General features: G+C 40.2%; 8 protein-coding genes. 7 read left to right on the forward strand and 1 reads right to left on the reverse strand.

What is annotated here, in order from left to right; translation table 11 throughout:
- Nucleotides 1-4 precede the first annotated feature (4 nt).
- Nucleotides 5-1,534 (forward strand): phosphohexomutase domain-containing protein, encoded by a 1,530-nt coding sequence (locus AC5KOD_RS10870; protein WP_496914581.1) that lies wholly within the window; start codon nucleotides 5-7, stop codon nucleotides 1,532-1,534.
- Between the two features lie 36 nt (nucleotides 1,535-1,570).
- Here the strand turns inward: AC5KOD_RS10870 and AC5KOD_RS10875 are convergent, their stop codons facing one another.
- Entirely contained in the window at nucleotides 1,571-2,434 is an 864-nt protein-coding gene (locus AC5KOD_RS10875) for an RluA family pseudouridine synthase (protein ID WP_496914582.1), read from the reverse strand.
- Between the two features lie 229 nt (nucleotides 2,435-2,663).
- On the opposite strand from AC5KOD_RS10875, the gene AC5KOD_RS10880 reads away from it, so the two are divergent.
- The 6 genes from AC5KOD_RS10880 (at nucleotide 2,664) to AC5KOD_RS10905 (ending at nucleotide 11,116) form a co-directional block, all read left to right on the forward strand.
- Entirely contained in the window at nucleotides 2,664-4,775 is a 2,112-nt protein-coding gene (locus AC5KOD_RS10880) for a PBP1A family penicillin-binding protein (RefSeq protein ID WP_496914583.1), read from the forward strand.
- Nucleotides 4,776-4,910: 135 nt separating this feature from the next.
- Complete coding sequence (locus AC5KOD_RS10885; protein ID WP_496914584.1) at nucleotides 4,911-5,612, forward strand: DUF2087 domain-containing protein; 702 nt, start codon at nucleotides 4,911-4,913, stop codon at nucleotides 5,610-5,612.
- Nucleotides 5,613-5,703: 91 nt separating this feature from the next.
- Entirely contained in the window at nucleotides 5,704-6,048 is a 345-nt protein-coding gene (locus AC5KOD_RS10890) for a YlbF/YmcA family competence regulator (protein ID WP_496914585.1), read from the forward strand.
- 138 nt (nucleotides 6,049-6,186) lie between these two features.
- Nucleotides 6,187-7,416: a metallophosphoesterase gene (locus tag AC5KOD_RS10895; RefSeq protein ID WP_496914586.1), complete on the forward strand. Its 1,230-nt coding sequence runs from the start codon at nucleotides 6,187-6,189 to the stop codon at nucleotides 7,414-7,416.
- A complete protein-coding gene (locus AC5KOD_RS10900) occupies nucleotides 7,406-10,090 on the forward strand; it encodes an ATP-binding protein (protein ID WP_496914587.1) in 2,685 nt (894 codons plus the stop codon). The genes AC5KOD_RS10895 and AC5KOD_RS10900 overlap by 11 nt, the downstream gene beginning before the upstream one ends.
- Nucleotides 10,091-10,171: 81 nt before the next feature.
- Nucleotides 10,172-11,116 (forward strand): 3'-5' exoribonuclease YhaM family protein, encoded by a 945-nt coding sequence (locus AC5KOD_RS10905; RefSeq protein WP_496914588.1) that lies wholly within the window; start codon nucleotides 10,172-10,174, stop codon nucleotides 11,114-11,116.
- Nucleotides 11,117-11,244: the final 128 nt, after the last annotated feature.

An 11,244-nucleotide genomic window follows, 5' to 3' on the forward strand; every position in this document is an offset into this window, starting at 1 on the left:
TAAAATGAGTCATTTACAAACGTTAAAAAATGGATCAGATATTCGAGGGATTGCTATTTCAACGGCTGAGGAACAGGCTAATTTAACATCAACGGAAGCGAAAAAAATTGCGTTAGGGATGGTCAAATGGTTAGCTACAGATAAAGGTCTAGAGGAGGATTTGGTAAAAGGTGAGCTGAAAGTCGCGATTGGTCACGATAGTCGTTTGTCAGCAGAGGATCTTAAGCAAGCGATGATTGAAGGGTTTACCAGTGTTGGCGTTCAAGTGATTGATGTGGCGCTTTCGACAACACCGGCAATGTTTATGGCCACTCAGTTTGCTGACTATGAGTGTCACGCAGCAGTGATGATTACTGCAAGTCATTTGCCATACTATTTTAACGGTATTAAAATCTTCACTCGTGAGGGTGGGGCTGAGCATGAGGATATCGATGCGATTGTTACTTATGCGGAGTCCGAAGAAAGCTTACCCTTAGTAAAAGGGGCTGTGGAAAAGCGTGAGTTGATTCCACTTTATGCGGCTGATTTAGTGGCAAAAATTCGTAAAGGAATTCCTGGAGAACTTGAAAAACCGCTTGGAGGGTTCCATATCATTGTTGATGCGGGGAACGGAGCGGGTGGTTATTTTGCGAAGCAAGTTCTAGAAGTTTTAGGAGCGGATACAACGGGAAGTCAATTTTTGGAGCCAGATGGTCATTTTCCTAATCATATGCCAAACCCTGATAACAAGGAAGCGATGGCAAGTATTCAAGAGGCTGTTTTAGCTGTTAAGGCGGATTTAGGGGTTATTTTTGATACGGATGTGGATCGGGCAGCTGTGGTTGATCAAGCAGGAAATGTTTTAAACCGGAATAATTTGATTGCTGTTTTAGCTAAGATTGTGTTCGATGATTATCCTGGGACAACAATCGTGACTAACTCTCCAACTTCAAGTCATTTGAAAGCGTTCATTGAAGGGCTAGGGGGGAAACAATACCGTTATATTAGTGGATACCGTAATGTCATCAATCAAGCGATTAAGTTGAATCAAGAAGGGGTTCAAACAGAGCTGGCGATTGAAACAAGTGGTCACGCAGCATTTAAAGAAAATTATTTCTTGGATGATGGCGCTTATGTGATTGCCAAAATTTTAATGCTTTTACCAAAATTACAAGCATCAGGGGAAACTTTAGGTGAATTAATCGGTAGTTTGAAGCAGCCAGCTGAAGCACAAGAAGTTCGCTTTAAAATTTCTGGTGAGGATTATAGAGTATACGGTGAGCAAGTGATTGCAGATATGGCGGCATTTATTAATGAGACAGAGGGGTTGAGTATTGACCCTGAAAATGAAGAAGGAATTCGCTGTAATGTTCAAGGTGAGTATGATTCTGGCTGGTATTTATTACGGATGAGTCTTCATGAGCCTCTATTGGTGTTACAGGTTGAAAATGATCAATTAGGTAAGAATCAGTTGGTATTTGAAATTGTCAGTCACTTTTTTGCAAGATACGATCGCTTAGATCGACGTGCTCTTGATAAAATTTTAGCTGATTAAAAAAAATCTTAAGGAGAAATCCTTAAGATTTTTTTATTACCAAAGCCCTGGCTCAGCGTTAACGTCAATTTGGGTTTTAGTAAAGGGATGAAGTAGCGCAAGGCTTCTTGCATGAAGCATCAAGCGACTTGCTTCTTGCGGGCGAGGATTGTACAGAGGATCGCCAACTAATGGATGTCCGATACTCTGCAGATGAACTCTGATTTGATGGGTTCGTCCTGTTTCTAACACACAGCTAACAAAGCTTTGGTTATTTGCTGTTTCTTCAACTGTTACGTGAGTGATAGCAATTTGACCTTGATGGTCACTAACAAGCCGTTTACGCTTATCATGACGATCTCGTCCGATTTTCTTATTAATCGTTAAATAGGTTTGTTTAATCGTGCCGCTAGCAATCCCTTGATAGGTGCGCTTGATTTCTCTCGCTTCAAGCATGCGACCAAGTATCGGCAAAACAAATGGATTTTTAGCAATTAATATCGCCCCACTGGTTTCTTTATCTAGGCGGTGAACGACATAGGGTGACAGTTCTTGTGGAGCTAAGTAAGCCGTAACATGATTGAGTAACGTGTCTGATTCTGTCGGGTGATTGGGATGAGTTTTCATGCCGTAGGGTTTGTTGACAATCAGTAAGTGCTCATCTTCATACAAGACAGTTACGAGGTCTGCATTACCAAGTTGTAGCTCTGGCTTACCGTAATCACTGTCTTCAAAGCGCAGAGTGATAGTGTCACCTGCTTTGACAGTTAAGTGAAATTGAGCCGTTTCGCCATTGATTGCGACGTTTTTTCGAGTTCGTAGTAAGTGGCGAACTTTACGAGGAACTAACCACGTTTCTTCTAATAATTCTCGTAGTTCTGTCGTTTCAGTCGTGTCAGGTAAAATTAAGTTTACTTCCATGTTTGTCCCCATTCTATTATCATAATCACTAAATTTACATAATTCTTATGAATTGTACCATAAAAAGTTAATAAATACATGCTATGCTAGTGATCGGACTGAGAATACTTTCGGTCTTGGGTCTTATAACAGCTACCTCAATCTGTGTTAGAATAGGTAGTATCAAAGAGTTAAACGTCCTCTGATAATAATAGAGAGACCAGAAAGATTGAGTAAAAGAGGGGATTCAATGGATTTCAAAAAAATAGCAACGACGGTTGGCGACTTTTTCAAAAAAGTTTGGATTTGGTTAAAACCGTATTTAATCGACTTCCACCATTGGCGTAAGCGAATTTGGAAAAAATATCAAGTCAATAAGATTATTTTGTTACTAGGGCTAGTTGTGGTACTTGTTACCAGCATTTATTTATTTTATTTGGCTAAGAGTGCCAATGTGGAAACCTTGAAGACAGGGTTATCTCAAGTGACAACTATCTATGATAAGGATGGAGATAAGGCCGGCACTTTAAGTGGACAAAAGGGCACATCGGTTCCATTAGATCAAATCTCACCTAATGTAATTAATGCCTTGATTTCAACTGAAGACAAACGTTTCTATGAACATGGCGGTTTTGACATTCGGGGGATTGGTCGGGCAGCAGTCGGAATTTTAACTAAAGGTAAAATTACGGGTGGGGGAAGTACGATTACTCAGCAATTGGCAAAAAATGCTTATTTGACCTTAGATCAGACCTTAAATCGTAAGGCGAAGGAGCTCTTTTTAGCGATTGAAATTGAGAAAAAGTATTCGAAGGATGAAATTTTGGAGATGTACTTGAATAGCGTCTATTTTGCTAATGGGGTCTGGGGAGTAGAGGATGCTTCTCACAAGTATTTTGCCAAAAGTGCCAAGGATTTAACGGTTGATGAGGCAGCGGTAATGGTCGGGATGCTGAAAGGTCCGGGAATCTACAACCCAATTGATAATTATGATAAGGCGATTAATCGCCGGGACACTGTTTTACAGCTAATGGTTGATAATGGAAAGTTGGAGCAGGCAACTGCTGATCAATTGATGAAGGATACGTTAGTTGTAACAGATAATTATGTGGATTCGCGCAAGGATAATCCCTATCCCTATTATTTTGATGAAGTTATTAGAGAAGCAGAAAGTCGTGCAAAAATTAAGGATGGCGATTTGTTGAATAAGGGGTATGAAATCTATACGACTTTGGATCAAAATTATCAGCAGGACATGAATACAACCTTTACCTTAGACGGCTTGTTTCCGCCAAATGCGTCTGATGGCGAGATGGTTCAAGGGGCTTCAGTGGCAATAGATCCTAAAACTGGTGGTGTACAAGCGATCGTTGGTGGTCGGGGAGAGCATACCTATCTTGGCTTTAACAGAGCGACTCAATCCCAATTATCACCTGGTTCAACTATGAAACCGTTAGTCTATACAGCAGCATTAGAAGCTGGATATAAGTCAGATTCATTATTAAAAGATGAGCCTGTTTCTTATTATAATGTGGAAAACTACGATAAAGTTTACCGCGGCGAGGTTCCGATGTATCAAGCCTTAGCGGAAAGCTTAAATGCTGCCTCTGTTTGGCTTTTAGATGAAATAGGGCTGGAAAAAGGGATGAAAAAGATTGAAAAATTTGGTATTACCCTGGATGAAAAAGACCACTATCCAGGAATTGTCCTAGGTGGGATGACTAAAGGAACATCGCCGCTAAAAATGGGCAGTGCCTACACGGTGTTTGCTAATCAAGGAAAACAAAAGGACCCGCATTTCATTCGTAAAATCGTTGATTCGACAGGAGTCGTGGTTTATGAAAATGAAGATGCCAAGGATCAACAAATTACTACTCCACAGATTGCAGAAGAAATGACCAGCATGCTACAAGGCGTTTTTAGTTCAGGAACAGGTTATAATGCTCAACCTTATGGCTACACGATTGCTGGAAAAACCGGGACAACTGAAAGTGTCAATGTTGACTCTCAATCTAAGGATCAATGGATTATTGGTTATACGCCTGATGTTGTGGTAGCCACTTGGATTGGATTTGATGAGAGTAGTGAGATTCATTTCTTGCAAAGTGGTGGTGGCCAAGGGATTTCCCCTATCTTTAAAGATCAAACCCAACGAATTCTCTCTCATTCGGCCGGCACGCCATTTAGTGTTGAGGATGCGAGTGTTCAAGCAAAAGAAGAGAAAGCAGATGCTAAAGGCGGTCTGGATGAGTTTGGTCAGAAGGTTAAAGAAGGGGCTGAGTACTGGGGCGGTCAGATTAAGGAAGGCGCTGGTAAGGTTAAGAATGGGATTAAGGATTTATGGCGCAATATTACAGAGTAGGTTAGCTAACGAGGTATGATAAGTCAGAGAGAACGAGTTTGAACATTTTTGTTCTAAGCTCGTTCTTTCTTTTTTTGTTTTACAAACAATTATAAAAATGTTAGTATATATGCAAACAGTTAGGAGGTGGGTGATATGGAAGTGACTCAATTGAAAGAGTTGAAGCAGGGATACAAACTGGCGAATGAGTTTTATGAGTGTTTACACTGTTCTGAGCGCTATGAAGAAGGGCTAATTTATCCTGTCGGTGATTTATATGAAACAGCTGAGCATCGAATGAAGGCTCATATAAAAGCAGAGCATGGTACGGCTTTACAACCGTTATTACAGTTGGGTCGTAAAGAAACAGGTCTGTCTGATAGTCAACGAGAGATTTTTAAGCTGTTTGCATTAGGGTTATCTGATAAAGAAGTTTCTGAGAGACTGGATGTTATTCCAGCAACTGTCCGTAATCATCGCTTCAAATTACGGGAAAAGTGTCGCCAGGGCTTGGTGCTGAATGCGATGATGAGTTTACTTGAAGAAGAGAGGGGGCATTGGTCAATGACAGAAAGAGATCAGCGATTTGAGATCAGTGAGGAATTTCGATTGGCAACTCTTAGTAATCATCTAGATGCTGAGGGACGTGCGAGAGTTATTCCTAGTAAGGAGAAAAAGAAAATTGTGTTACTACAGGAAGTAATGAAAAATTTTCAGGCTGATCGCAATTATACGGAGCAGGAGGTCAATGTGGTTGTCAGCCAGATGTTTGACGACCATGTGAGCATTAGGCGCTATTTGATCGAGTATGGCTTTTTAGGGCGGACTAACGATGGTAAAACTTACTGGGTTATCTAAATAAATCCTGAGAATAACCAGTAATTAGTTGAAATGAGCTGAAAGAATGTTACAATTAAGAAGATAAATTCAAGAGAAAAGGATGACTGTTATGACCGTTAATATTTATGATAGTGCCAATCAAATCGAGCGTGAAATTCGCCAAATGCCAGAATTTTTAGCATTGGAAGAGGCTTTTAGCTTGGTAAAAGCTGATGAAGTTGCTTATGCGTTATTCAAAGAATTTCAAAACTTGCAAGTAGAGTTACAACAAAAACAAATGCAAGGTGAAGAGTTTTCTGATGAGGATGCTGCTAAAGCGCAAGAGTTAGCTGGAAAAGTTCAAGAATCAAGCTTGATTAATGATTTGATGAATAAGGAGCAAACCTTTAGCATGATCGTCAATGATTTAAATCGGATTATCATGAAACCTATTCAAGAATTATACGCTGACTAGTCATTGGTTAGCCGCCCTTTAGTCGAGTCTGACGAGGGCTTTTTTTATGCCACTGGTTTTTCTGATTATTTCGACGTTAGCTACTAGTAATTTTGCGCAAAAATCAGTATGATTGAAAGAGTGAAAGGAGTTTTTTTGATGAAAGTTATTCATTTAGCAGATATGCATTTAGATCAACCTTTTGAAGGCCTAGGAAAGCTCCCAGCTCATTTATTAGCTGAATTGGTCCAGCAACATGAAAAGATGATGAATCAAGTGGTTGAAACGGCAATTTCTGAAAGTGTGGATGTTGTGTTGATTGTTGGAGATACGTTTCATCAGTCTGTTGTGACGATTCAAACTCAGCGCTTATTAATTAATGCGATGCTGCGTTTACGAGAATATCAGATACCTGTTGTGATGAGTTTTGGTAATCATGATTATTATACACCAGATACTTACTGGTTTGAATTTCCTGATAATGTGATCTTATTGACTGAACAAGCTGTTTCTACACACTTTTTAACAACGAAACAACAAGAGAAGGTGGCAATTTCTGGTTTTTCTTACAGTGAGCGCTGGATTAACGAGAGTCTGGTACCAGATTTCCCAGTTAAGGCTGATCAAGTTGCTTTTCACTTAGGTATGTATCATGGTCAACAAGGACAGTCTCAGTCAACTCAACAGTATGCTCCATTTGGTTTAGCTCAAATGAAAGAAAAAGGGTACGATTATTGGGCGCTAGGGCATATCCATCAGCCGACAGTGGTGAGCACTGAGCCGTTAATGATTTATCCGGGAAGTCCTTTGGGACATACTAAAAAAGAAAGCCAAAGCAAGGGATTTTTACTATTGGAGTCTGGTGAAAATGGCTGGAAGTATCAGTGGCAAGAGCTGAATCAAGTAGCGTGGCTAAGTCTTTCTGTGGAGCTGAGTCAGGTTACATCGACGAAGGAGTTAATGCAATTGCTACTGGCTGAGCTAAAAGCGAGTCATGGCGCACAAATTAAGTTTGTTAGCCTTCACTTATTAGGCCTTAATCCGGATTTGGAGCAGTCCTTGGAGTTAGAACTGCGGAATGGTGGCCTCTTAAGTTATTTACAATCAGAGATTGGCATGACTGAGCCTTTGACTTGGCCATATGAAATTAAACGTCAGCTTGAAACAGCATCTGTGGAGTTACCTTTAGGTGTGACGCGAGAATTATTGACGCAGCTTAGTCAAAATTATTTAAAAGAAGAGCCGTTCAGTGACTTGATGAAGGAGCTGTATCGTCAAGCTGATCTTAGCCGATTGGTTGAGACTGATGCAGAAGTGAGACATGAGTTGGTGGCAGAGGCTGAGGATTTGTTAGTTCGTGAGTTAGGTGGTGGTAAAAATGATCATTAAGCGATTAGAAATTGTTGGGTTTGGTAAGTGGCAGGATAAAGTTGTATCACTTGATTCGCAATTTCAATTGATATATGGAGACAATGAAGCGGGAAAATCAACGATTTATCAGTTTATACGAGAAATTTTATTTGGATTTCCGCATAAGCGACAAAATTTTAAGGATTATACCCCAAAAAGTAATAGTTTATATGGTGGACGCTTGATTTTTGAGCATCCGATTCACGGAGAGGTCATGGTAGAACGGATTAAATCAACTAATCGTGGACGAGCTCATGTTTATTTTAATGAGGGACAAGTTGGCGATGAAGCTACTCTAAGAGAGCTCATTGCGCCATTGACTTTAGAGGTGTTTGATGAGGCCTTTAGTTTGCAACAGGAGCAGTTAGCTGATATTAAGCACTTGAGTGAGGAACGTTTACAAAATTTATTATTGGCTGTAGGATTGTCTGGAAGTAAACGACTATTAGCAACGAAAGAAACGTTGCAACAACGCCAGCAAGAATTGTATAAGCCAACAGGTCGTTTACCTGAACTGAATCAAAAATTGGCTGATTATCAAGAGTTGAAGCAACAGGTCAGTCAAAAGAAACAAAGTGAAGCTGAGTATCGTAAACAGCTACAAGCGGCTAATTATTTTGAAGAACAATTAGCAAATGGACAGAAAGAGCTAGCAGAGGTGGAACAAGATCTGCAACGCTTGAAGAAACAGCAGCAATTATTTCCTTTGTATGAAGAGCGTAAACAGCTGATCAATGTGACTAATTATCGGCAAGAAGATCAAGTGGAAGCTGAAAAGATGGCTGAGGCAGCTAAGGCTTACGAAAATTATCTATTTCTTATTAGTCAAGAAAAGCATTATCAAGAGTTAAAAACAGAACAACTTTTAGCAACTCAAGAAAGTCCAGCTTCTCTGTTCTATTTGAAGCATGAGTCAGAGATTCAGGCTTTAGCGGCGAAGCAGTCGACTGTTGAAAGTGATTTGAATCGTTTGCGGTGGTTAACTGAAATTTTGACTAAGAGGGAGGCTGAATGCTACCAGCTTGAAAGTCAGTTAAGCTTGCCAGAGGATGAGGCTAACTGGGCTCCTGATGAGTCATCAAAAATTAATATCACCGCATTAGCAGCGAAGGAAAAGGAACTAGAGGATCTTTTACAAACCCAAGAAGCGGCTTTTGATGAGAAAATGAAAGCCTTGGATCAGCTTAAAAATCCAGATATGACAGAAATTGGGAGCCGTGCTCGTCCTGAGGCCGAACCGTCTCTGATTGAACGATATGGCCTTGCGTTAGTCGTAGCTATTGTTGGCTTGGTACTATTAGTGATGAAGCAGTTTCCTCTCGGGGCACTGGTCTGTCTAATCGCTGGAGTTATCGCAGTATTAATTGGCTGGCGTGCCTCTCAAAAAGAGTTGCAACCAGTAATGACAGAATTGCCTGCTAGATTGGATAATGATATTGAAAAACTAGCGGCTGAGTTGGAAGTAACCCAAAAATTACTGGTCCATGTGACGTATCAAAAAGTTGCACTTGCTGAAACGTATCAGTTCAAAGAAACTGAACCTATGGCTAGTTGGTTGTTTGAATTTCCGCTAAGAGAGCGGTTGGTTGAGGTCAAAAAGGAGCGATCTGAGGCTCAGTTAGAATTAGGGGAAGTTAGAGAAGCGTTGGCTAAAAATCGTCAAGAGCTAAAATTTATGTCAGAATGGTTACCTGTTGAGTCTGAGGAGTTAGACTCTGTTTACCGAAAGTTAGTGGCCTTTAACAAAGAGATGCAAGACAAGCAATTATTAGTAGCTGAGCAAAATCAAGGGATTCATCGTTGGCGCGAACCACTGAATGATGTGAGAACACGAAAAGTTGAGGTACTGGCTAAGATTAACCAATTGCTGCCAGCAATGACGGCTGATAAAATTGAAGAGCTACCAGTTGTTTTGGCTAGTCAAGAAGAGCGAAACAATCAGGTAATTGAAATTGGTCATTTAACGAGACAAATTCAAGATGTATTTGATCTGGAAGTGGACTATCGCTTGCCTGATGTGGTAGCGAAAGCTCACAGACAAGAGGTCAAGGCAAGTGAATTGCGTCTGGCAAATGATGATACTGTTCAGCATTTGCAGGAAGTTAAGTTTTCGATTCGCCAGCAGGAAGCTGATGGTACTTTAAGTGATTTGTATCAGCAGCAAAAAAATGCCGAATCTGATTTACGTGAGTTGGCTGAAAACTGGATGACTTATCGAGTTAGTGAAGCTGTCATGCAGGATATTCTTGACTTTTTGGCAACACAGCAATTGCCGGTTTTATTAGCGACAACTAGTTCGTATTTTAAGCTGTTGACTTTGGGTAGATACCATAAGTGTTTAATGGTAGATAAAAAATTGGTCGTTGCAACTAAAGAAGGTGAGCAGCTGAATTTAGGTGAATTATCAACAGGGACACGGGACCAATTATATATGGCCATTCGTTTGGCTTTTATTCAACTTCACAGTCAGGATCAGCTTGCGCCTGTCATAATTGATGACGGCTGGTTGCATTATGATACCCATCGTAAGCAGCAACTATTTCAGGTATTGAGTAGGCTTAGTGAGTCGGTACAGGTGATTTGTTTTACTTCCGATCAAGAGCTGGTTACCTATGCAAACGAGCATCAGTATGCAGTGGAGCAATTGTCGTAATAAGAACTTAAAATTTGTTTGACAATTGTTGTGGAGTTAAGCAGATTGTCTAGCTTATTAATTATTTGAGGAGGAGCTCACGTGAAAAAATTAAGAGAATTGTCGATTGATGAGAGTTTTGAACTATTCGTCTTGGTGAAGCAGGCGGATGTGAGAATTGCAAAAAATGGCAAGAAATTTATTGCCTTTACTTTCCAAGATACATCAGGTTCAATTGATGGTAAGTTTTGGGATGCGTCGGAGGATGAGATTGCTAAATTCGTTGCGGGCAAGGTGGTTTTTTTAGGTGGCAAGCGAGAAGTTTATCAAAGTAATCCTCAAATTAAGATCCTACATCTACGATTGGCGACAGATGATGAGCCAAGTCAGCCACATCTGTACATGGAAAAAGCGCCTATTCAACGGGAAGAAATGATTGAAGAGATTAATCAAACGATCTTTGATATTACGAATGCAACGTGGAATCGCATTGTTCGGCAGTTGATGACACAGTTTCAAACGGAATTTTTTGATTATCCCGCTGCTAAGCGTAATCACCATGCTTTTGCAGGAGGATTGGCGTATCATACGGTCTCAATGCTACGGTTAGCTAAATCAATTTGTAAAGAATACCCCGAGCTTAATGCTTCGTTGTTATACGCTGGCGTGATTCTTCATGATTTAGGAAAGGTTATTGAATTATCTGGCCCAGTCTCAACGGAATACACATTGGCGGGCAATCTGATTGGGCATTTGGTTATTGTTGATGAAGAGATAACTAAGGCCTGTCAGACTTTAAAATTGGATGAGCGTTCAGAAGATGTGATTGTGTTGAAACATATGATTCTAGCGCATCATGGCTTATTAGAATACGGTTCGCCTGTTCGTCCGCGGATTATTGAAGCGGAGGTACTGCATCAAATTGATAATTTAGATGCCTCGATTCAAATGATGTTAGGTTCGCTGAAATTGATTGAACCTGGGGAGTACACTGAACGAATTTTTGGTATGGATAATCGTAGTTTTTATTTGCCAAATGTTAAATAAATAAACTAAAAAAAGAGGTTGGGACATAAGTAGATAATTAATCTGCTTTTATCCCCCCTTTTTTGCGTTTTAGGGTACACAAAAATAGCGTTCCTTGATATGATTAAAGTGACAAAACCCAATCAGAG

The sequence above is a fragment of the Vagococcus sp. WN80Y genome (genome assembly GCF_059621045.1).

Excerpts from the sequence above, each read along its gene's own strand:
- AC5KOD_RS10870 (WP_496914581.1), top strand. The coding sequence starts at position 5 with ATGAGTCATTTACAAACGTTAAAAAATGGATCAGATATTCGAGGGATT.
- AC5KOD_RS10875 (WP_496914582.1), bottom strand. The coding sequence starts at position 2,434 with ATGGAAGTAAACTTAATTTTACCTGACACGACTGAAACGACAGAACTA.
- AC5KOD_RS10880 (WP_496914583.1), top strand. The coding sequence starts at position 2,664 with ATGGATTTCAAAAAAATAGCAACGACGGTTGGCGACTTTTTCAAAAAA.
- AC5KOD_RS10885 (WP_496914584.1), top strand. The coding sequence starts at position 4,911 with ATGGAAGTGACTCAATTGAAAGAGTTGAAGCAGGGATACAAACTGGCG.
- AC5KOD_RS10890 (WP_496914585.1), top strand. The coding sequence starts at position 5,704 with ATGACCGTTAATATTTATGATAGTGCCAATCAAATCGAGCGTGAAATT.
- AC5KOD_RS10895 (WP_496914586.1), top strand. The coding sequence starts at position 6,187 with ATGAAAGTTATTCATTTAGCAGATATGCATTTAGATCAACCTTTTGAA.
- AC5KOD_RS10900 (WP_496914587.1), top strand. The coding sequence starts at position 7,406 with ATGATCATTAAGCGATTAGAAATTGTTGGGTTTGGTAAGTGGCAGGAT.